This window comes from Aeromicrobium stalagmiti, from assembly GCF_013283745.1.
In the GTDB taxonomy this organism is placed as follows: Bacteria; Actinomycetota; Actinomycetes; order Propionibacteriales; family Nocardioidaceae; genus Aeromicrobium; species Aeromicrobium stalagmiti.
The window spans coordinates 421,303-443,200 of the sequence record NZ_JABSTZ010000002.1; the positions used below are offsets into that span (position 1 = coordinate 421,303).

At 65.7% G+C, this 21,898-nt stretch carries 19 protein-coding genes; 11 read left to right on the forward strand and 8 right to left on the reverse strand.

Going from position 1 to position 21,898, the window contains the following annotated elements; genetic code table 11:
• Entirely contained in the window at positions 1 to 678 is a 678-nt protein-coding gene (locus tag HQK15_RS11065) for a type 1 glutamine amidotransferase (RefSeq protein ID WP_173491515.1), read from the forward strand.
• Complete coding sequence (locus tag HQK15_RS11070; protein WP_173491516.1) at positions 675 to 902, forward strand: hypothetical protein; 228 nt, start codon at positions 675 to 677, stop codon at positions 900 to 902. The genes HQK15_RS11065 and HQK15_RS11070 overlap by 4 nt, the downstream gene beginning before the upstream one ends.
• A 68-nt stretch (positions 903 to 970) precedes the next feature.
• Here HQK15_RS11070 and HQK15_RS11075 read toward each other — a convergent pair whose 3' ends face one another.
• Both HQK15_RS11075 and HQK15_RS11080 read right to left on the reverse strand, forming a co-directional pair.
• Positions 971 to 2,242, reverse strand: a complete 1,272-nt coding sequence (locus HQK15_RS11075) for a choice-of-anchor P family protein (RefSeq protein ID WP_173491517.1) — start codon at positions 2,240 to 2,242, stop codon at positions 971 to 973.
• 246 nt (positions 2,243 to 2,488) lie between these two features.
• Complete coding sequence (locus HQK15_RS11080) at positions 2,489 to 3,061, reverse strand: Dps family protein (protein ID WP_173491518.1); 573 nt, start codon at positions 3,059 to 3,061, stop codon at positions 2,489 to 2,491.
• A 158-nt stretch (positions 3,062 to 3,219) separates the two neighbouring features.
• On the opposite strand from HQK15_RS11080, the gene HQK15_RS11085 reads away from it, so the two are divergent.
• Entirely contained in the window at positions 3,220 to 3,480 is a 261-nt protein-coding gene (locus HQK15_RS11085; protein ID WP_173491519.1) for a GlsB/YeaQ/YmgE family stress response membrane protein, read from the forward strand.
• A 65-nt stretch (positions 3,481 to 3,545) separates the two neighbouring features.
• On the opposite strand, the gene HQK15_RS11090 is transcribed toward HQK15_RS11085, so the two are convergent.
• Positions 3,546 to 5,117, reverse strand: coding sequence for a hypothetical protein (locus tag HQK15_RS11090; RefSeq protein ID WP_173491520.1), 1,572 nt, complete (start codon positions 5,115 to 5,117; stop codon positions 3,546 to 3,548).
• A gap of 105 nt (positions 5,118 to 5,222) precedes the next feature.
• Between HQK15_RS11090 and HQK15_RS11095 the strand changes: the two genes are divergently transcribed.
• The 7 genes from HQK15_RS11095 (at position 5,223) to HQK15_RS11125 (ending at position 13,636) form a co-directional block, all read left to right on the forward strand.
• Positions 5,223 to 5,654 carry an SRPBCC family protein gene (locus HQK15_RS11095; RefSeq protein ID WP_173491521.1) on the forward strand — a complete coding sequence of 144 codons (432 nt, stop codon included), beginning with the start codon at positions 5,223 to 5,225 and terminating at the stop codon, positions 5,652 to 5,654.
• A gap of 74 nt (positions 5,655 to 5,728) precedes the next feature.
• Entirely contained in the window at positions 5,729 to 6,589 is an 861-nt protein-coding gene (locus HQK15_RS11100; RefSeq protein ID WP_173491522.1) for a hypothetical protein, read from the forward strand.
• Positions 6,590 to 6,605: 16 nt separating this feature from the next.
• Positions 6,606 to 7,412, forward strand: coding sequence for a hypothetical protein (locus tag HQK15_RS11105; RefSeq protein ID WP_173491523.1), 807 nt, complete (start codon positions 6,606 to 6,608; stop codon positions 7,410 to 7,412).
• A gap of 103 nt (positions 7,413 to 7,515) precedes the next feature.
• Complete coding sequence (locus tag HQK15_RS11110) at positions 7,516 to 8,298, forward strand: DnaB-like helicase C-terminal domain-containing protein (protein WP_173491524.1); 783 nt, start codon at positions 7,516 to 7,518, stop codon at positions 8,296 to 8,298.
• Positions 8,299 to 8,671: 373 nt separating this feature from the next.
• Positions 8,672 to 9,172: a transcriptional regulator NrdR gene (gene nrdR, locus HQK15_RS11115; protein ID WP_173491525.1), complete on the forward strand. Its 501-nt coding sequence runs from the start codon at positions 8,672 to 8,674 to the stop codon at positions 9,170 to 9,172.
• Positions 9,173 to 9,303: 131 nt separating this feature from the next.
• Positions 9,304 to 12,234 (forward strand): vitamin B12-dependent ribonucleotide reductase, encoded by a 2,931-nt coding sequence (locus HQK15_RS11120; protein ID WP_173491526.1) that lies wholly within the window; start codon positions 9,304 to 9,306, stop codon positions 12,232 to 12,234.
• 106 nt (positions 12,235 to 12,340) lie between these two features.
• The gene (locus tag HQK15_RS11125) at positions 12,341 to 13,636 is read left to right on the forward strand and encodes a DNA cytosine methyltransferase (protein ID WP_173491527.1); all 1,296 of its coding nucleotides are present in this window, start codon (positions 12,341 to 12,343) and stop codon (positions 13,634 to 13,636) included.
• On the opposite strand, the gene HQK15_RS11130 is transcribed toward HQK15_RS11125, so the two are convergent.
• Both HQK15_RS11130 and HQK15_RS11135 read right to left on the reverse strand, forming a co-directional pair.
• Positions 13,626 to 14,048, reverse strand: coding sequence for a very short patch repair endonuclease (locus HQK15_RS11130; RefSeq protein ID WP_173491528.1), 423 nt, complete (start codon positions 14,046 to 14,048; stop codon positions 13,626 to 13,628). The two genes, HQK15_RS11125 and HQK15_RS11130, sit on opposite strands and share 11 nt — an antisense overlap.
• Positions 14,049 to 14,075: 27 nt before the next feature.
• Entirely contained in the window at positions 14,076 to 14,369 is a 294-nt protein-coding gene (locus HQK15_RS11135) for a hypothetical protein (RefSeq protein WP_173491529.1), read from the reverse strand.
• A gap of 308 nt (positions 14,370 to 14,677) precedes the next feature.
• Here HQK15_RS11135 and HQK15_RS11140 point away from each other — a divergent pair, with 308 nt between their 5' ends.
• A complete protein-coding gene (locus HQK15_RS11140) occupies positions 14,678 to 15,220 on the forward strand; it encodes an HNH endonuclease (protein WP_173491530.1) in 543 nt (180 codons plus the stop codon).
• A gap of 100 nt (positions 15,221 to 15,320) precedes the next feature.
• Here the strand turns inward: HQK15_RS11140 and HQK15_RS11145 are convergent, their stop codons facing one another.
• From HQK15_RS11145 to HQK15_RS11155, 3 genes are all read right to left on the reverse strand, one after another.
• On the reverse strand, positions 15,321 to 16,379 hold the full coding sequence (locus HQK15_RS11145; RefSeq protein ID WP_173491531.1) for a hypothetical protein: 1,059 nt from the start codon (positions 16,377 to 16,379) through the stop codon (positions 15,321 to 15,323).
• On the reverse strand, positions 16,376 to 18,910 hold the full coding sequence (locus tag HQK15_RS11150) for a Z1 domain-containing protein (protein WP_173491532.1): 2,535 nt from the start codon (positions 18,908 to 18,910) through the stop codon (positions 16,376 to 16,378). The genes HQK15_RS11145 and HQK15_RS11150 overlap by 4 nt, the downstream gene beginning before the upstream one ends.
• A gap of 233 nt (positions 18,911 to 19,143) precedes the next feature.
• Positions 19,144 to 21,831 (reverse strand): DUF262 domain-containing protein, encoded by a 2,688-nt coding sequence (locus HQK15_RS11155; protein ID WP_173491533.1) that lies wholly within the window; start codon positions 21,829 to 21,831, stop codon positions 19,144 to 19,146.
• Positions 21,832 to 21,898: the final 67 nt, after the last annotated feature.

A 21,898-nucleotide genomic window follows, 5' to 3' on the forward strand; every position in this document is an offset into this window, starting at 1 on the left:
ATGCGGATTCACGTGGTCGCCGACGCGGCTGACAAGGACGGCGGCTACGTCGTCGACCGGCTCGTCGAGCGCGGGGGAGAGATCGTCGAGCTCGACCGCGACGAGCTGACGCCCTACGCCGACCTCGGTGGCACCGACCTGGTCCTGCTGCTGGGCTCCGACAAGTCCGCGCACGACGAGAAGTGGACCGAGTCGGTCACGGCCGAGATCCGGCTCGTCCGCGCGGCACTCGCGGCCGGCACCCCGGTGATGGGCATCTGCTACGGCGCTCAGGTCATGGCGCGGGCGTTGGGTGGCACGTCGTGGCGCGCCGACCAGGCCGAGCTCGGCTGGGCGCGCGTCGACACCACCGACCACGTGCTGTGCCCCGAGGGGCCGTGGGGCCAGATGCACAAGGACGTGTTCGCGCCCGGTCCGACGTCCCGTGTCATCGGCACGTCGTGGCGGGGCCCGCAGTGCTTCGTCGACGATGCGTTCGGCGCGCGGGCGATCGCGTGGCAGTTCCACCCCGAGGTGACCCCGCAGACCTATGAGCGGTGGGTCGACGAGGCCTACTTCGGCGACACGGGGCAGGACCCCAAGGACCTCGTCCGCCAGGCGTACGCCCATGCCCCCAACGCCCGCAACCTCGCCGACAAGCTGACCGACGCGGCGCTCGACTACCTGGGTGTCGCGTGAAGGGCCGGCCCAGCGGCTTCGAGTGGGTCGTGCGCGGCAAGGAGGTCGTCATCTCCCACCACGGCGTGGTCGCTGCGGTTCTGCGCGGCGAGAAGGCGCACCAGTTCGTCCGTGACGCCGAGTCGAGCGATCCCCAGCTGCTGATGGCGCGCCTGACAGGCAACTACAAGCGGGGCAACGAGCGCACCGCGAAGTCGCACCCGCGCAACCGCCGTCAGGGCTAGGCGGACCCAGACGTGAAGAGGCGCCCCCGGCCGAGTCCGGGGGCGCCTCCGCCTGGGGGAGCGGCCGATCAGTAGATCTGCGAGCTGGCGACGGCGACGTAGATGTCCGCGCCGGTCCTCAGGCCGCCCTTCGGCGCCAGCAGCGTCACGTGCAGCGCGGAGACGAGGTTGCCCGTCGCACTGGTCGACTGCTCGTTGACGACCACGCGGGCGACGCCCGGGATCGTGATCGCGGTGTTCGGTGCCACCGCGATCGGGATCTTCTTGCCGGCGATCACGAGGTTGACGATCTCGGTGGTCGGCGTGTTGATGCGCTCGCCGCCGGGCAGCTTCTGTGCCCGCGACGTCGCCTGGACGGCGTCGGCCCTGATGAGACCGCTCAGCAGGTTGACTCCGGCGACCCGGTTGCTGTGCGTCACGTCAGCGGCCGTCGGCGACGTCGTCGAGCTGGTCCTGGACTCGACGACGCCGACCTTGAGCAGCAGCGGCACGTTGACGGCGGCGGTGCTGTTGACGAGCTCGTAGCCGAAGGTGCCGCTCGGCGGCGAGGAGATCAGGGCGGTGGGGCCCGAGACCACGTTGACGGCGTTGGCGACGGTGGCGGTCACCTGGGTGCCGAACGCGTAGCCGCCGACGCCGATGCTGTCGGACGGCACGGACGGGGCGAGCGTCGCGGAGGTCGGGTTGACGATGACCGTCGTGCCGATCGGCGAGCCCTCATAGCCCTTGAGAAGCGTCACCTTGAGCGCCGATCCCGTCGTCGTGACCTTGCCGCCGACGATGTCGACCTTCTTCTCGTTGAGCACGACCGAGGCGATGCCCGGGATGTTGACGCCCGTGTTGTTGCCGACGGCGACCGGCAGCTTCTTGCCGTTGATCGTGACCCCGAGCAGCTCGGTGTCGCTGTCGCCGGTCAGGACGGTGCCGGTGCGCCTGGACTCGGTGACGGTCTTGACGGCGTCGACCTTGATGAGTCCCTTGAGCAGCGACACGTCGGCGGTCTCGGCCGACGACGTGGCGGTGATCGTGGTGCCGACCTTGTCGGCGGAGGCCTGGGTGGAGATCGCGCCGACCTTGAGCAGGGTGCCGACGTTGGACGAGGCCAGGGTGTTGGCCTGCGAGGCCGGATAGGTGGCTCCGCTGACGCCCGACGCCGACGTGAGGTCGGAGGAGACGACGCCGCCGACGAGTCGCACGAACGTCCCGCCGGCGGAGGCGGCGTAGCCGTACGGGGTGTCAGGGTCTGGGTCGGCGGCGTGGGCCGGCATCGCTGCCACGGCGAGTGTCACGGTCACCGCGGTGGCGGCCGCAGCGAGGATCTTGGGTCGTCGGCTGGACATGGGCGGACCTCCGGGAGTGAGCCTGCGCGGGCGGCACAGCGGGAGCGGAGCCGCGTACACCCTGTGCAACGACGGTCGTCGACTTATGTGACGGCTTGTTGCATGTGTTTTTTCGACGGTCGTACGACGTTCACGCGTGCGAGGGTCGTCGCGGCGGGTGCCCAGGTCGAGGTCGTCGTCGCGTGGTCCTCCGGACATGACGAAACCCCGACCCAGCGCATGGGTCGGGGCTCCGAGTCTGGTGTGTCAGTCGGTGACGTCAGCGGCGTCGTGCGCGGCAGCCGCGGCCTTCTTCTCCGACGTGGCGTCGGCCGTCGACAGCGTCCCGCCGGTGCTCTCCAAGTGGGCCCGGATGAACCAGTGGAACAGCTCGAGCTGACGCTGCTGGCCGATGATCATGTCCTCGGTCACCGGGTCGAGGTCGGAGGTGGCCTCCTGCGCCTTGCGGTGGTCCTTGAGGAGGTTGATGTAGACCTCGTCAAGGGCGCCGAGGTGCTCGTTGGTCGTGGCGCGTCCGAGGGAGTAGTCCTCCCACGTGCGGCCGTTGACGATCGCGCCGGGCGTGCCCAGCGGGGAGACGCCGAGCGTCGCGATGCGCTCTGCCGTCTCGTCGACCATGTCGCGGACCTCGTCGACGTGCGGGTCGATCATCTCGTGGACCGCGATGAAGTGCGGGCCGACGACGTTCCAGTGCACGTGCTTGAGCGTCAGCTGCAGGTCGTTCAGTGCGTTCAGCCGGTCCTGCAGGATGCCGGCGAGCTTCTCGCCCTCGGCGTTGGTGAGGCCGGGAATCGTGAATTTCGGGGTAGAAGTAGCCATGTCTGCCTATTACCCACGTCCGCCACGTTCACACGTCCTGCTGGATTGATGTGTTTGAGGTTGGCGCTGCGGTGTACCTGCCTTCTCGGCACCACAGGCCGCCGCGCGCTCACGAGGCGCATCCGCGGCGGCTTCACCACCAGGGAGGGAACCCCCCAATGGGCATCATCGGATTCATCATCGTCGGCCTCATCGCCGGATTCATCGCTCGCGCCGTCGTGCCGGGCAACGACAACTTCGGCATCATCGGCACGATCATCCTCGGCATCGTCGGCTCGTTCGTCGGTGGCTTCCTCGCGTCGCTGATCCAGGACGGTCCGGCCGAGCTCGGCGCCGCCGGCATCATCGGCTCGATCGTCGGCGCCATCGTCGCGCTGGTCGTCTACAACCAGGTCACGGGTCGCAAGAAGGTCGTCTGACCTCGCCGCACCACCCACGAACCGGGCCGCTCCTCACGAGGAGCGGCCCGGTTCTGCGTGCAGTCTCAGCGGATCGTGCTGGTCGACCGTGACAGCGACTTCGCCGTGACGTAGCCGGCCTTGCTGTTGGTCATGCCGAACGTCAGGCGGTGGCCGCGGTCGGCGCTGCGCACGACGTACGTCTTGCCGGTCGCGCCCGTGATCGGCTTCCCGTCCCGGTACCACCGACGGGTGTAGGAGCCGGGCCTCGACCACTCGCCCGACTGGCCGGTGAGGGTGCGTCCCGTGGCCCGGGCGCCCGTGATGACGGGTGCGCTGAGGGCCACCAGGCCGTCGCTCACGACGATGTCGCCGAGGTCGACGAGCTGGGACGCCTTCGGCGTGACCGGATCGGCTGTGGTCCGGCTCGACGTGCCGCCGACCCACTTCTGGACGAACAGGTTCTCCGCATCCGTGATGCGGATCTCGATCGGCTTCTCGGGCAGGGCGCTGAGCTCGAACCTCCCGGTCTCGTCGGTGCCCGCATACGCGAGCGGCTTCGCCGACCCCGGCTCGTACGCCGTGACGAGCAGTCCGCCGAGGCCGAAGCTTGCCCCACGGGTGCTCCGCACGCGGCCGGCGACGTCCCCGTGCGGCGGGACCGTGAAGTCGGCCCGCACGTCGGTCTCACCGAGGGTGAAGACCGTGGCGTCGGCGTGCGACGTCCCACCGACCCACGTCCCGTCGCCGAACCGCAGCTTGTAGCGGCCGGCGGACAGGTCGCGGATCACGAACTCGTTGTGGTCGTCGTCACCGATCTCGTCGCCGTCGGTGTCGATCGAGTAGAGGCTGCTCCAGTCGACCCAGTTGGTGTCGTCGTCGGCAGGGAAGGCGAACACGCCGGGACGGCCATAGTCGCCGTCGGACGTGCTGATGATGCCGCGCAGGTCTCCGCCAGACCGTCCTGCGGGGGCAGGAGTGGGGAGGGGGAGGATGCGCTCGAGGTCGAGCGACGGTGACGGGTTGGAGGTCGGCCCGTACGAGGCGAACGAGCTGCGCGGGCTCATCCAGCGGGACTTGTAGCGTCCGGTCGGATCGATGAGCAGGGCTCGGCGGGCCGGGCCGGCGGATGCGGAGATGGTCCCGGTGGGGCCTCCCGTCGCGCGTCCGAGCGCCTCGGTCGGGTCGACGCTGTCGTAGAACACCATGCGGACGAACGGCACGTGGACGCCGTTGCGATTGGTCGCCGCCTGGTAGACCGTGCCGGAGATCGGCACGTCGAGGTTGATCTTCGTGCGGCCTGGCTTGACCGTGATGACCTTGGCGGTCCGGAAGCTCTTGCCGCCGTACCAGCTCGTGCCGTCGACGACGAGCTTGAACGTGCCGGGGGCGACGACCAGCTGGCCGTCAGGCAGGTTGCCCGACACCAGGGCGGACGAGGCCGGGCCGTCGGGGTTGTCGGCGAAGAAGGCCGCCACATCGATCCCGATGTAGCCGGGGAGGTCGGTCGTGACGTGCACGTCGATCACCGCACAGGCCTGGTTGGACGGGTCGCCACACGTGGCAGCAGCGGCAGGCCGAGGCGCAGCGAGGAGCGCGGCGCCGACGACGGCGACGAGGGTGAGGACGAGGGCGCGGGGGGAGCGCGTACGGATCATGCGGGGGGTCCTCCGAGACAGGTTGTGTCATAGCAGGCTAGGGCCGCGCGGCGTAATCCGCACGAATTGCCCGATGGGGTGTTTGAGCCGGGGTACATCACTGTCATGAAGACCATCGAACGCATCGTCGCCGTCAACAAGCCCGCCAGCCAGGTGTGGGGCTATCTCTCGGACTTCCGCAGCACCAACGACTGGGACCCCGGCACGAAGGAGACGACCCGGGTCTCGGGCGACGGGGGAGTCGGCACGGTCTACAAGAACGTGTCGGAGTTCGCCGGCAAGGAGGTCGAGATCATCTACACGGTCACGGACTTCACGCCCGGTGAGTCGTACACGCTCGTCGGTGAGACGGACGCGCTCACGTCCACGGACACCATCACGGTGACCGGCACCGACGCGACCGCCGAGGTGACGTACCGCGCGGAGTTCGAGTTCCACGGCCTCACCAAGCTCGCCGACCCGTTCATGGGCCCGCCGGTCAAGAAGCTCGGTGACGACGCCCAGGAGCAGCTGCAGCAGGAGCTCGAGAAGCTCTAGCTACCAGACCCCCGCCCGCCCGCCGGTGCCCGGCTGCGGGCGGGGCGTGGGGGTCGACGGCATAGATTGGGGACGTGGCCCTGATCGTGTGTCCGTTGTGCGTCCGCGAGGACGACGTCTTCCTCATCCGCACCCTGCCGGACGGTCGCAAGGAGGCCCGGTGCGACGACTGCGACTTCGTGTTCACCTACGGCGCTCCGACGCCTGAGCCGAAGCCTGCGGCGACTCGCCCCAAGGCGGCGCCGCGGTCACGCGCCGCCGCACCGGCCAAGCCCGCGGCGCTGCCGATCGTGGTCGCGCGCAAGCAGTTCCCGACCGCCGCCGACGTGCCGCTCGAGGCCTCGCAGCGGGCGCTCCTACTCAAGCAGCAGTTCCTCGCGACGGTCGCCTACGCGCCTGACGCCGTGGTCGCCTCGCACTGGAAGAAGTACGGCTGGGTGTTCTCCGAGGCAGGCCTCGACAAGGCCGCCAACTACGACCTGCAGCAGTTCGTGCACGACCCCACCGGCGGCAGCCCCGGCAGCACCACCGAGCTCGACAAGGCCTGGAACCTCATGGGCGAGCTCGAGGGAGCACGCCGCATCCGGGCCACGATCCAGCACCTGCTGCGCGGCACCGGCAACGTGGAGGACCGCTTCACCGACCTGGCCGACGGCACCTGGTCACAGGCCATGACGGGCTTCGGCGAGGCGCTGCTGACCAAGACCCTCGCCGTCGCCGAGCCCTACCGGTTCCTCCCTGTGCTTGGCCTCGACGAGAAGCGTGCGATCGCCGAGGCGGTCTACGGCCTCGAGATCCCCGCCGCCGGTGTCGGCTCGTGGACCCTCGGACGCCTCGTGGTCTTCACCAACGACCTGCTCGTCGAGCTCGCCGGGGACGACTTCGACGACCTGCACCACGCGGCGCATTTCTTGCGCTGGGCGAAGGCGCAGTAGCGCGTACGGTGAGCGGATGGCTTTGATCGTCTGCCCGCTGTGCGTCCGCGAGGACGACGTCATCCTTCTCCAGACCTTGCCGGACGGTCGCAAGGAGCTGCGCTGCGAGGACTGCGACTTCGTTTTCACCCACGGCGAGCGTGCGGCTCAGGTCAAGACCGCCCCGACCGACACGGCCGCGTTGTTCAACCAGTTCCCGACCGCTGCTGACGTGTCGCCCGACCTGCTGGGCAGGTCGGGTCGTCTCAAGGCTTCGTACCTCACCGAGGTCAGCCCGCGTCCCGATCCACGAGTTGGGCCTTACTGGGCGAAGTACCGCGACCTCTTCAGTGGTGACGAGCTGGCGAAGGCGAGTCCGACGGACTTGAAGGCCTTCGGCAACGATCAGACCGGCCTCTATGCGGGGTTCATGACGGTTTTCAACAACTCGTGGAACTCGATCGGTGACGAGGAAGGCGCACGCCGCGTCCGAGCGGTCACGGAGCACCTGCTGCGCGGACCAGGAGACTTGGAGGACCGCTTCACTGCCTTGGTGAAGGGCGAACATCCTCGATCCATGGCTGGGTGGAAGGAGGCCTTGCTGACCAAGACGCTAGCGGTGTCTTTTCCGGATCGGTTCCTGTCGATCGTCACGTATGACCAGAAGCGCGAAGTGGCCGGGGCGGTGTACGGGCTCGATCTTCCGCCGGCCGACAAAGTGTCGTGGACGATTGGTCGACTCAGCATCTGGAGCAACGACCTGCTTCGCGAGCTTGTCGGCGACGGGTTCGCCCATGGCCAGCACGCTGCCGCCTTCTTGTGGTGGGCGAAGGACCAGCGCTGACGCGATCTGTCCCTTGTGATCCCTAGGCTCGACGGAATGACAGAGCATCTCGCGCCGTGGCGCGCCGCAACAGCCGATGACGTGATGGACGCGGCGCACGCGCATGAGCGACCTGCGGAGCTGGCGGGACGTCCGCTACCCCTATCCCGACCTGGACGCCGTGCTCGGCCCGATGATCCCGGGACAGGTCGTTACCGTGACGGGTTCACCCGGCTCCGGACGGTCGATGTTCGTCCACGACCTCTGTCGGGCCGCGGCGATCGCCCAAGGGCGCTCAGTTCTCTTGGTGACCGGACGGATCCCGGTCGCCGAGGTCGGCGTCAGGCTCCTGTCAGCCGAAGCCAGGGTGTCGCGGTCGCGTCTGCGCTCGGGTGAGCTGCACCAGCCCGACGACAACAGACTCGCCGCGGCCGAGGCAGCGATCCGAGCGTCCCGGCTCGTGGTGCTCGAAGCGCCGCCGGACGCCCGTCGGCTGATGAGCAGCATCCATCATGCGTGGCTGGCTCACGATCTCGACCTCGTGGTGATCGACGACGCCGACGACCTCGCGGCAGGCGGGCACGACCAGCCAAGCGTCGTGGCGGCCTTGGCTCGCGGAGCTACGAGCATGCAGCTGCCGATCGTCGCGACCGGCGGCCTCCGCCGTCTGGAGCCGGCGCCCGAGGAGCCGACCGAGCGCGAGGTGTGGGGTCCACCGGGTGACGACGGGGTCGCGGTCTCCGTCGCCATCCATGTCCCCGATCTGTTCAAGGGTGAGTCGGCCAGACCGGGGGAGGCGGACCTCGTCGTCCGTCGTCGAGACGCTGATCCAGTGACGATCTCCCTGTCCTTCCAAGCCCACTACTCACGTTTCACGGGCATGGCGCGTCCTAGTGGCGGCAGCTAGGGGTTGTCCCCAGATGTAGTGGTGCCCCAGATCACATCCACAGGTCGAAAGCCTGCAATGTGGCCGACACGGGAGTGATGAAAGTGGCCCGAGGGAAGATCGACACGCCGCGATTCTCGCCGCCAAATCAGGCCTGACCTGCGCAAATGCGAACCCGCAGAAAAAGTGTCGGGACCTTCGGCAATGGTGTTGCACGGGGTCACCTCGGCCGCGTACAGTTCCACTAGATCTAGTAGTTACACAGGTGTAGTTCTCCACATCTAGTTGCACAGGATGGCCGGGGTTACCCACCAAATGAGGTCGAAATCCACACGGTTTCCACACCTCTTGTCCCCAATAGGGGACAAACCGACACCCAGGAAGGAGCAGCCCGATGCACTGTCCGTTCTGCAAGCACCACGACACCAAGGTTCTCGACAGCCGCGTCGCCGACGAGGGCGGAGCGATCCGCCGGCGTCGTGCCTGCTCCGCGTGCGAGAAGCGCTTCACCACGATCGAGCAGATGCAGCTCACCGTGGTCAAGCGGTCCGGCACCACCGAGCCCTTCCTCCGCGACAAGGCCGTGTCCGGCGTCCGCAAGGCCTGCAAGGGCCGACCGGTTTCCGACGACGACCTGGCGCGTCTCGGCCAGCAGGTCGAAGACACGCTTCGCGACTCCGGATGTGCGGAGGTGCCGGCTCACGAGGTCGGTCTCGCCATCCTCGAGCCACTGAAGTCACTCGACGAGGTTGCCTACCTGCGGTTCGCCAGCGTCTACAAGGCGTTCGACTCCGCAGACGACTTCGCCGCCGAGATCGCCAGCCTGATGGCTGCCGGCGCCGACGGTGAGCTCGCCGAGCAAGCAGCACAGAACAAGCAGCACAAGAACACCTAGAACTTCTGGTGGTCCAGTGCCCGCGACGAACGGGCGCGCCACGACCACGCAGCAGCACAGCACCAATGAGCACGGCACGATCCAGCACCACCCTTCACCCACCGCGCACGACGTACACAAGGAGCACAGCAATGACGGAGACGGTCAACGGGCCTTCGGGGACCCCGCGCAAGACGGCTGGCAAGGCTGCACCCAAGGGCCTCAAGATCCAGCGCGTCTACACGACCGAGGGGGTGCACCCGTACGACGCCGTCACCTGGGAGCGTCGCGACGTCGTCCAGACCAACTGGAAGACCGGCGAGAACGTCTTCGAGCAGCGCGGCGTCGAGTTCCCCGACTTCTGGAGCGTCAACGCCTCCACGATCGTCACGACCAAGTACTTCCGTGGCGCCGTCGGCAGCCCCGAGCGTGAGCAGAGCCTGCGCCAGCTGCTCGACCGCGTCGTCCTGACCTACACGGCCGCTGGCCGCGAGCACGGCTACTTCCTCAACGAGGGCGACGCCGAGATCTTCGAGCACGAGCTGACGCACATGCTCCTGCACCAGGTCTTCAGCTTCAACAGCCCGGTGTGGTTCAACGTCGGCACGTCGAGCCCCCAGCAGGTCAGCGCCTGCTTCATCCTCGCGGTGGATGACTCCATGGACTCGATCCTCAACTGGTACAAGGAGGAGGGCCTGATCTTCAAGGGCGGCTCCGGCGCCGGCCTCAACCTGTCCCGCATCCGTTCGTCCAAGGAGCTGCTCCGCTCCTCCGGTGGCACGGCCTCGGGCCCCGTCTCCTTCATGCGCGGTGCTGACGCGTCCGCCGGCACCATCAAGTCCGGTGGCGCCACGCGTCGCGCGGCCAAGATGGTCGTCCTGGACGTCGACCACCCCGACATCGAGGAGTTCGTGGCGACCAAGGCCAAGGAGGAGGACAAGATCCGCGTCCTCCGCGACGCCGGCTACGACATGGACCTCGGCGGCGCCGACATCACCTCGGTGCAATACCAGAACGCCAACAACTCCATCCGCGTCAACGACGAGTTCATGCAGGCCGTCGAGGACGGCAAGGAGTTCGGCCTCCGCGCCCGCACCACCGGCGAGATCATCGAGACCGTCGACGCAGTCAAGCTCTGGAAGGACATCGCGCAGGCCGCCTGGGCGTGCGCCGACCCCGGCATCCAGTACGACGGCACGATCAACGACTGGCACACGTCGCCCGAGGCCGGACGCATCACGGCGTCCAACCCGTGCTCCGAGTACATGCACCTCGACAACTCGAGCTGCAACCTCGCCTCGCTCAACCTGCTGAAGTTCCTCAAGGACGACGGCTCGTTCGACACCGAGACGTTCGTCAAGGCGACCGAGTTCATCATCACCGCGATGGACATCTCGATCTGCTTCGCCGACTTCCCGACCGAGGCCATCGGTGACACCACGCGTGCCTACCGCCAGCTCGGCATCGGCTTCGCCAACCTCGGCGCGCTGCTCATGGCGTCCGGCCTGGCGTACGACTCCGACGGCGGCCGCGCCCTCGCCGGTGCGATCACCTCGCTGATGACCGGTACGTCCTACCGTCGCTCGGCCGAGCTCGCCGGCGTCGTCGGCGCCTACGACGGCTTCGCCCAGAACGCCTCGGCGCACGAGCGCGTCATGCGCAAGCACCAGGCCGCCAACGACGAGATCCGCACCGTCCACGGCATGGACATCGCCGTGCACCGCGCCGCTGCCGCCCAGTGGGCCGACAACCTCAAGATCGGCTCCAAGAACGGCTGGCGCAACAGCCAGGCCTCCGTCCTCGCGCCGACCGGCACCATCGGCTTCATGATGGACTGCGACACGACCGGCATCGAGCCGGACTTCTCGCTGGTCAAGTTCAAGAAGCTCGTTGGTGGCGGCTCGATGCAGATCGTCAACCAGACGATCCCGTTCGCGCTCAAGAAGCTCGGCTACACCGGCGAGACCATCGAGGCGATCGTCGAGTACATCTCCGAGAACGGTCACGTCGTCGACGCGCCCGGCCTCAAGACCGAGCACTACGAGATCTTCGACACCGCCATGGGCCAGCGCTCCATCAAGCCCATGGGCCACGTCAAGATGATGGCTGCCTGCCAGCCGTTCCTGTCCGGTGCCATCTCCAAGACGGTCAACCTGCCCGAGACCGCCACGGTCGAGGAGATCGAGGACGTCTACTTCCAGGGCTGGAAGCTCGGCCTCAAGGCGCTCGCGGTCTACCGCGACAACTGCAAGGTCGGCCAGCCGCTGTCCGACGGCAAGGGTGCCAAGGAGTCGGGCTCGACCAAGGTCGAGGAGGTCGTCCGCGAGGTCATCGTCGAGAAGCCGATCCGTCGTCGTCTGCCGAAGTCGCGCCAGTCGATCACGACGTCGTTCTCCGTCGGTGGAGCCGAGGGCTACATGACCTCGGGCGCCCACGAGGACGGCTCGCTCGGCGAGATCTTCATGAAGCTCGGCAAGCAGGGCTCGACCCTCGCCGGCATGATGGACGCCTTCTCGATCGCGATCAGCATCTCGCTGCAGTACGGCGTGCCGCTGGAGACGTTCGTCAGCAAGTTCACCAACATGAAGTTCGAGCCCGCCGGTCTGACCGACGACTCCGACATCCGCATGAGCCAGTCGATCATGGACTACACGTTCCGTCGACTCGCCCTGGACTACCTGGACTTCGACACCCGCTCGGCTCTCGGCATCTTCTCGGCCGACGAGCGCCAGCGCTACCTCGACACCGGCTCCCACCAGCCGGTCTCCAACGGTGGCACCACAGCAGCCGAGCTCATCGAAGAGCCCGTCTCGGCCCCCAGCGGCAAGGATTCGGCCCCTAGCGACGAAGTCGCGGGAGGGAGCGCAGCGACCGAAGGGGCAATCCACCTCTCCGGTGACAGCCACCAGGCATCGGCCTCCAAGCCCGCGCCGGCCACCGCCCACACGAGCGCCGAGCTCCTGGAGTCCCTCACCGGCTCCGCGGTCGACTCCCCGCTCTGCATGACCTGCGGAACCAAGATGCGCCCCGCTGGCTCCTGCCACGTGTGCGAGGGCTGCGGAAGCACCAGCGGCTGCAGCTGACCAAGCAGTGAACGTGGATGAGCCCCGACCGGAAGGTCGGGGCTCATCCACAGACACCCCCAGTTCAATCCCAGCAGCTGTCCGAGGCGAGGAATAAGGTTCGAACATGAGCTCGAAAGACCCAGCCTTCACCTTCATCGACCTCTTCGCCGGCATCGGTGGCTTCCATGCCGCGCTCAGTGCGCTGGGCGGCGAGTGCGTCTACGCCTCCGAGATCGACGAGGCGGCTGCGAAGATCTACCAGCACAACTGGGAGATGGAGGTCCACGGCGACATCGTCCCGGAGACTGACCCGGTCGTGAAGGTCCCGAAACACGATGTCCTCGCGGCCGGCTTCCCGTGCCAGCCGTTCTCCAAGTCTGGGTTCCAGCGGGGGATGGACGAGGCCCGCGGCACGTTGTTCTGGAACATCTGCCGCATCCTCGAGGAGCACCGCCCGTCGCTGGTGCTGCTCGAGAACGTCCGCAACATCGCCGGACCGCGACACGCCCACGAGTGGGACGTCATCATCCGCAGCTTGCGCGACCTCGGCTACCAGGTCTCGTCGACGCCGGCGGTCTTCTCGCCGCATCTTCTGCCGCCGTGGATGGGAGGCGCCCCCCAGGTCCGCGAACGAGTCTTCATCGTCGGCACCTACGTCGGCGACGAGACTGCTTGGGACGAGGTCGATCCCATCGTCACCAACAAGCCGGTCGGCTCCTGGAACCCACAGGACTGGCGCCTGTCGGAGATCCTCGAGGCAGAGGACGAGATCGTCGACCGGGCCAACTTCGACCTCACGCCCGCCGAGCAGACCTGGGTCGCGGCCTGGGCCGACTTCGTGCGTCGGTTCCGCGAGCTCGATATCCCGAAGTTGCCCGGCTTCCCGATCTGGGCTGATGCCTTCGTCCACGAGGACGACCTCGTCATTCCTGACGAGACGCCGGCCTGGAAGGCAAACTTCCTCCGCAAGAACGCGGAGTTCTACACCCAGTACCGCACTGTGATCGACGCTTGGCGCGACGCGCACGATCACCTTGCAGGCTTCCCTCCGTCGCGTCGCAAACTCGAGTGGCAAGCCCAGGACGCCGCGACCCTGGCCGAGTGCATCATGCACTTTCGTCCGTCCGGCATCCGGGTCAAGAAGGCCACGTACGTGCCCGCGCTGGTGGCCATCACGCAGACGACGGTCCTCGGCAGTCCACTCCGCCGCATCACTCCTCGCGAGGCGGCGCGCCTCCAGGGCCTGCCTGAGTCCTACGAGTTTCCCGGCCAGCCAGACTCGGCGACTTACAAGCAGTTGGGCAACGGCGTAAACGTTGGCGTGGTCCGCCACGTGGCTCGAGTCCAGATGGCCCGTTCCGGCGACCGATGGGCACAGGTCGCCGCGTCAGCCGGCGTGACGGACAGCGTCACGGCCTGAGGAGTTCTACGATCCGCTCAGCCGACTGGTCCGGATCTTCGTGCTCCCAGACGCGGACGACTCGCCACCCGTGGTTTGCCAGGATGGGGTTCGTGTCGGCGTCACCTTCCTGCTTGCGAGCGATATTCCAGTCCCACCACTCACGCTTGGTCTTGGGCTGAGTCGCCTGCTCCAGGTACCCGTGTTGGCAGCAACCGCCGACTAAGACGGCGACCTTCGCCTGCGTGAAGGTGATGTCGACCCTTCTTCGCCGGCTTCCCGGCATGCGAGCCTTTACCCGAGACCGGAGTCCTCGGCCGTGCGGCGCCCGCCGCAGGGCCATCTCGGGCGCAATGCTCGAGCGACGGAACGGCGACATCTTTTGAGACAACGCTCCGCCGGGCGGCACACGATCCGGCTCCTTCTCAGCCACGTGCTCACAGCTGCTCGGCCGAGGATGTCAGCCCAGCAGTTTCTCTACGGCTCTTCGGATCTGTCGAAGACCTTCGAGGGTGACGGTCGAACCGCCAGCCGACGGTGTCCCTCTGCTGTCGAAGAATGTGGAGTCGTAAGGGAGGTTGGCAGTGGTGACAATTCTCTGAGCTTGCTGGGGCATGGACCCATTCGGATCGATGCCCAGACGAATGCAGGTACCGTCAAAAAGCGCCTTGTACACGGACGAGCCGCTACCGCGTCCCGGGTCTGGAATGCCGACAAGCTTCGAGATTGCCGTGATCTCTGATTCTTTGCTCATGGGTAGCATCTTAGAACTCCGCGCCGTGGCACGGGACCCTGATCGGTGCCGGTCGGCCGGCAGGAGCCGGGTCTCCCAGAAACGGACTTGGTCGGGCATCTCTAGAAGGATGGAAAGGTCGGCGGCAATCGATGAACGATGGTGGTTGGAAGAAGAGAGACCTTCCGTTTCTGATCGGAGATGCTCTGGGAACTGGCGTGGATGACCCAGCGTCCTGGGTGTCCCCGGGTGACACCGTCGAAGTCGCTTGGCACGAGGCCGTCGGGACTGCGTGCGCCGTCTTTTACAAGCCGACAAAGCATCGGCACATGAAGGAGCTGCTTCGCACGTTTCGCGTCGTCTGGGACGAGGATCGACACTCTTCGGCCAACGCGCCGAGCAAGGGCGGCGGAAACCTAAAGCGAGAGGCGTACCTGGACCTCTACCTTGCGATTCTTGAAGCTGTCGAACCGGAACCCGACCTGCCCACGGACTCGTGGCTCTTGAGGTCGATCCGAGCCCGAAGGGGGCAGGCCCAGTTTCGCCAGGAATTGCTGGCGGCCTATGGCGAGCGATGTGCAGTCACGGCTTCGGGGGCCCGGTCCGTGCTCGAGGCGGCGCACATCGAACCCTTCGCGGCCGGAGGCAAGCCCCACGTATCCAACGGGCTTCTCCTCAGATCAGACATTCACACGTTGTTTGATCTTGGACTGCTGAGAATCCGGCCGGACCTGACGGTCGAGATCGACAATGAGCTCGATGGGACGGAGTACGAGGAGCTAGAAGGTAGGGGCCTTCGCCTCCCACAGGACATCGAGGCGCAGCCGTCACAAGCGGCTCTGGCACAAAGGTGGAATGGCGCCACGAAGTAGCGCCGGGGGTGAGGGCTGACGACGGGCGAATGGAAGCGCCCGGTGAAGTTGTGCGGTCGGACCACCCAGGAAACGAAGCACCAGACATCATCATTGGCGCCTACCGATTCTGGATTGCAATCGCAAGTTGACGGGCAAGCTCGTTCAGGGAGTGTGCTGGGTCTCCATGCACAGGTGCGTCCCTAGTTCGGATCTTGTAGGACACGCTGCCCGGAATGACCGCGGGATACGTGGCCAAGTCAGATGTGCGGAGCACGCCGGCCGACTGGGAAGCAAGATTGATCGTGCTGGCTGAATCAAGCGAAAATTGACGGCCGTAGAAGGCGCTGTCACGCGAGTCGTCGTGCACGTAGCCGAAAGTATCGGATCGACGAAAGGTCTCGACCCAGGAGATGAAGGGATTCACCCATTCGTGAGCTGCGGTTCGCAACCGGGCGACCAGCCTGTCCACAAGCTCCGGAATGTCGAACCCGTCCCCCGCAAGGCCTCTTGAGAGCACCAACTGCAGCAGGGTCAGGGAGCTTTCGTCGTCGTCCAGAGACACCTCAGCAGGGTGGTTGATATCCACGGCGCTCGCCGACTGATCTGAGGTTCGGACGATGACGCCGTGCCCTTCCGTACGGAGGTCACGATATGCGGGGGAATTGCAGAATGCTTCCATGATCCGAGGCAGTGCAGTGTCCCCAGAGTTCTCGACGATTCTCGACAAGAGCAGAACCCTCGCCGCAAGCGCGTGCAGGGAACGTTCTGCGGTCCCGTGCTGGGTAAAGGCCAGCTCGATCAGAGGTTCAGTCGCGTGGAACGAAGACTCAAGGTCGGTTTCGGCTCCTTGCCTCAGCATCTCCGCGCAGATGAAGGCTACGAACTGGTCAAAGTGCGCAAGCGGAGGCAAGGAGAGCATTGTCGTCTCCGTGGCGGCGACGACGCCCGCCCGGTAGATCGGCTGCTGATGGCAGTGTCGGGCCACGACAGCTGACTGGGGGCTCAACTCGTCACTTCGGAGGACGACGACTACCTCACCCAACGGAGAGCGACAGAGACCCAACTCTCCTGGCACGACCCAGCTGATGTCCCGAAGATCCGCATCGGAGTTCGAACGAATCTCTTCGACCAGAAGAACGAGGTCTGAGTAGCCGGGCGAGTTCGGGGGGGCGATCACGATGCGGGTCCTCGTGCGGCAATCTGGTTTGGACCCCCGACCGGGAGCGAAACGCCCACGGCCGTGACTGGGTGTCTGATGCCGTCCGGGTGCGTGATGTTGAACAGGATCAGGCCAGGTCGCCCAGCAGCGCGCGACTTCAGTTGGAGCTCGGTCTCGGACGGCGGATGATCAAGATCGTAGAGATCAAACCACTCGTCACCAGCCCAAGGCCCCGCGTTGTGGCTTCCCCAACCCCCAGGCATCTCTCCGTCTCGCACGGCTCGATTCATCACAGGGCAGTCGAACGCGAGCGTATCGAACGGTGGGGTTGATGGTGCGGCGCCAGAGCCGAACCGAATGCCGATGTTAAATCGCGGTTGCTGGTTCCGCTTCTCCTCGAGGTCGACCATTGACCAGACCTCGCTCAATTCGCCCGTCGTGGTGAAGAAGTCAGATCTGATGTCCAGACAACTGGCCCATAGTCGCAGGTAGGCCGCCACGCTGTAGGGACACCTCGTTCTTTCTCTTGCGAAGTCGATCGATTCTCCGGCGTTTGCCGGGGTGCGAAAGAACGGCCGTAAATCCTGAGGACTTGAGTCGTCGGAGAACAAGTGGGACTCGATGGCGCCCCATCGAGAGGCCTGCCAACCTTCCGGGCTTGGCGTGTAGTGGTCGTACCGCAGCGCATCGAGGAGATCAGCTGCTTCCTGCAGATCGAGTGACTTGTCGAGCATCCGGCCGCGGGGGCCACTGACATCCACCACGTGCGACGGTTGATCTGCAAACAGCGACACGACGAGTTGCGTGTTGGGGTCTGGCAGGCCGCCATCGTTGACCAGCTCGATGAAGGGGTCGGCGCCTGGCCATGCTGGGACGCTGCGGACGTCGGCGATCTTGTTTGTAGCTCGGTACTGCTCGGTCTCCAGCACGATCGGATTCGGAGCACCCGCCTGCTTGCTCATCTCGATGAAGACCTGCCGCCGGAGTGCCTCATCGGCGTCGTGATACGCGCGAAACAGGTCGATCTGCTTCTGCTCGGCGAACAGTCTCACCACGTCGAGATGAGCGCCGCGGTAGCCGAACCACCGCTGCATCTGGGTCTGCGTGTCCGCCACTGGGTTGTCGCTAGGGCGCAAGAAGAGTGTGGTCGTCAGGCCTTCCAACGTGAGGCCTCGCGACATGACGTTGCCCGCCACGAAGATGGTGAGGAGGTTAGGCGAGCATCGCCAGCCGTCCTCGCCACGAACGGGATCGAAGCGGGGCCGATCATCAGAAGCTGGGTCGCTGTTCACCACGGCGATGCGGACGGCCGGAAGTACCTCGTCGATGATCAGTGTCTTGATCTCTGGCCAGTTGGACGGCTGCGCCACTGCATACCCGAGCGGACCAAGGACCTCCTCCAGCTCCGAGCCGGTGTCGGCAAACTTCGAGACCCACGTCGACCACTGGTTCTCGTTCGACTCGAGGTCGTGAGTGACCTGTTCGACGGGTAGGTGCCGCTCGCCGGCATTGATCCGGGCACGAGATGCCTCGACGGGTTCGTCATGAGCCCACGCGAGCAGCCGCGCTGCGCCGTCGAAGTGGTCTTCCATCGAGGCTGACGGATGAAAGAGCATCGAGTGGGGGAGCGGGCTCTGCGCCTTCGCGGCGATCGCGTCCGTCCATGTCATGCTCTGGGCCTGACTAGGCAGGAGGCGGCTTCCGCGACGCCACAGGCGGATGGCGCCCGCCACCAGAAAGGCGCGCACCGCGTCGGCTAAAGAGTCGTCGGCCGGACCTCGGGCCTCGAAGAGTGGCGCCCTCGTCAGGGACTTGTAGAACAGCTGCCCTCCGACGTAGTGACCGCTAGGACCTTGTGGCTCGCGGTAGGTCGCCGATCGAGGGGTGAGCTCCCCTGCCTGGCCAGGAGTTCGGAGGCTCACGACAAACTCGTTTGGAGCAAGCGGGTTTGTTCGGCGCTGCAGAAAGTTAGCCTGAGGCGTGGCGGTGTAAGCCATGTAGGTCACGAAGAGACCCTTGTCGCTCGTCCCGTGGGAACGCGGCCGAGAGTCCCAGAGGTCAACGATCGAGTCAGGAAGTTGTCGCGCGGCTGTTCCGAGTGGGCCGGGATCGTTGATAGACCCGTCGTCGGCCTCGTCGTCGAGGACGAGCAGATGAAATGGGCGGTCAGCGCTCCTGACACCCGCCATGATGCTCTCGCTGATCGTCGTTGCCAGGGATCCGAGGTGATGGACGTTCTTCAAGGCCACGACCAGGATGGGTCGCGACTTCGCCACGGCCCTCTTGGCCGCCGCGACGTTGAGCTGGTACAGATCGGCGGGCGTACCGGTGTAGCCGTCTTGTCCGAGCAGCGCGCTTGGTGATGGCATCAGCACCCGACCCAGAACTGACGTCTGCAGGTCAAGCTGGGAGTGCGTGCGATCGAAGGTCTGCTTCCAGAGACCGACCTGAGTGCCACCCAGCAGCACAATCGCATCTACCCCGGCGTCCAACCCCTTTGCGGCGACTCCAAGCATCGAAGCGGTCTTGCCGGACTGGACGGACCCCATGACAAGTCCTCGTCGGACGCGACTCTCGGGCCATGAGCCTTCATCAGGGCTGCCGGCACCAAAGACGCCAGCAGTGACGAGGTACTCGCAGTCGTCCGCGATGGCCTGGTGAGCTGTCGGCGAGACCTGCTCGGCAAGATGGCTCGAGTATCGAGCCCACCACGACGCCGTCTCAAATTCTGGATCAGGCGGCTCCGGCCAGGGGACTAATGAAACTGTCTCCAGCACGTGCGCTACCCACCATCCCAGACGTGCAGAGATCGAGCGATGTCGTGCCCCCGCACGCCGGACAACCCGAACCGCTGGCGCAGTGCAGCATCCGCTTCATGAGCCTGGACGCCGAGCATCTCCATCGTGTTGAGTGCGACGAACCCGATGTAGGAGGCTTGCGAGCGGCTCTGAGTCTTCTTCGGCCGCTGCCAGCGCAAGGGGTCGGTCGATGCCACCGTCCGAAGTTTTTCAGCGATGTCCTCGAGGGCGTCAGTCTGGTCCCGCTCCTTGACGATGGTCGCGAGCGCAACTCCCGTGATCGTGGCTACTAGCTGCAGTTCCTGCCACTTGTCCCCGGGAGAGATCGGCGTCCAGACGCTCCCGTCCTTTGCGTCGCAAGCAGCATGCGCCGACACGGCGTTGTTGATCAGGTCGGCGAGGGCGGCGACCGTCGCCGGGCGACGGAGCGGATGCCGTGCGTCTGCATCGACCTTGTCGAACAGTTCTGTGATCAACTTGGCTGTTGACTTGGCACCTGCGGAGTTCGGGTCTACTTGCTGTGGCGCTGCGTACGGTTCGTCGTCGCGGAATGGTGATCCCTTGATGGACGTCGAGTCGACAAGAAGGGACGCTGCGATCCAGCAGACGAGCTTCGTCCTCTTGTATCGGGACGTTCCTACGTTGTAGTCCTCGATCATGGCGGGAAGCGCCGAGATTCGAGCGGAGATTGGCCGGAGGAAAGGGGCCACTTCTTCCAGGTTGGGGTTGTCCCCTGAGGCGACGAGAAGTCCTCGCATGAGGTCGAGGTTGTGGTAGACCGCGTTCCTGATCTCCTCTGCGTTCAGGTGCTTGCCCTGCTTGTTGTAAAGATTGAAGACTTCGTGAATCTGGCGCCTCGTCGCGTTCGAGTATTCCAGCACAGGGATCTGGTACTCATTGCCGATCTCGAAGAGGTCTTCGACGGTGGTGTGACGGCCTGCGATCCAGATCCGTTGGGGCTTGACCTGTGTGTAGTACTTGCCTTCGAGTACTTTCAACTCACCCGAGAGCGCTCCCTTGCTGTCAGACCTGAGCCGGTAGGGGAGCTGGAGTTCGCGCTCGCGAGCAGAGGAGAGGCGCCATGGTGTGTGCTTGTTGTACGCCTTGCGAAACGCGAGGTAGTCGCTTCGAAACAAGTTGCTGAAGCCCACGCTGGGGTATTGCTCATCCAGCTCGGCAACGTGACGAAGTGCCGTGGGGTGGCGACCCATGAATCGCAGAATGGCGGTCAGCCGCTGCTTGCCGTCGACGATCTCGTAGGTGCCACTTGCCTCCGTCGGTGTCAGGACGATCACCGAAGGGAGAGGAATTCCCCGGAGCACCGACTCGATGAGAAGTTGGGCGTCCGCGGTGGGCCACACGTCCGCACGCTGATAAGAGGGGGCCAGGTCGAGCTCTCCTCGTGCGGCCCGAGAAGCGAAGGTGTTGATCGACCACTGGTTGGCCTTCGCGACGAAAGGTCCGGTGGGCTCCTCGTCCTCGTCGTCGGCGATGTCCTCCCAGGCCGCGAACCATTGAGCTGTTGCGAGATCGAGGTTGGAGTCCTCGGACTCGAGATCGGCCGAGAACGTGTGCTTGAGGTCGAGGGCGCGTTCACACCGTGCGTGGAGCAGCTCCATGCCGATGTCTGTCAACTGAGGGCGTTCGGCCGGGGCCTGCGGGTCGATCAGGTCCTCGAGCGGGTCGAGCGCAGATGCCAACGACGCGATGCCTGCCATGGGAGAGGTGTTGACCATCCTCGTCCCGAGGTTGAGCCATCCCTGGACCTGAACAATCGAGGCAAGCCAACCGTTGGTGCGGAAGTCGACCGCGTCTGAATCGACCTGACTAGCAGGATCCACTCCTATCGGTGTCGCGCTAGGACGAGACAGGTCGACGACTAGCTGGACGAGATCCTCCTGCAAGTCGGATGCCACCGACGCGTCCGTCGACTGCGCATCGCCGTCCACGTGTCGTCCCTCCCCGGAGAATGATGGTGATGACATCTCGATGTTCCTCTCGTGAATGACGGCGGTGGCGGTGGTTGAGGCCTCAAGAGCCGCTCGAAGCTCCTCGTTCAGCTGGTCCACGTCGCGACGCGACGCACACGACCGGCAGAGCAGGTGCACATCGGATCGTTCGCGTCGCAGCAGCAGGGTGGGATCGGCGACGACAGCAGGAATCTCACCTTTGCGGTAGGCGTCACACCCACGGCACAAGGCGTCGGGCGGGTCGCTCGCTGGCCTCTTCTCGGCGTCCCGGAGCAGCCGGTAAAGCAGCTGGCCACCCTCGAATTGCGCTTCTGCGGCTTCGTGGGTCGGAGCGAGGGTGAGCCCTGCTGCTGTTCGGACGGCCAGCGCAAGTTCTCGCCGTCCTGTTTCGTCGCTGGACCAGCGGTGCCACGCCCAGGTGTCGCCGGCCCCTGCGTTTGCCATGCCCGCGCCGGCGTAGGTCGGATCGATCGACGCGAAGTTGTGAAGCTTGAGGGCGACGCTGGACGGACTCCTGAATGACGGCCCGGACCGGATCGATGGGTCGAAGACGGGGAGATGCCGAAGAAGCGTGCTCAACTCGATCACGGCTGGATTCGACGCGCTGAGGCCCACGGTTCCACCCAGCGAGCGATACAGGTCGAGCGCGAGCACGAGCTCATCGCGACTCCAAGGCGGACTCTTTTGGAGGTTCTCGGTCAAGTTCCCGTCCCTGTCGTGCCGAAGACCCGGCTGATCGCTGTGACCTGGACGACAATACATACTGTCT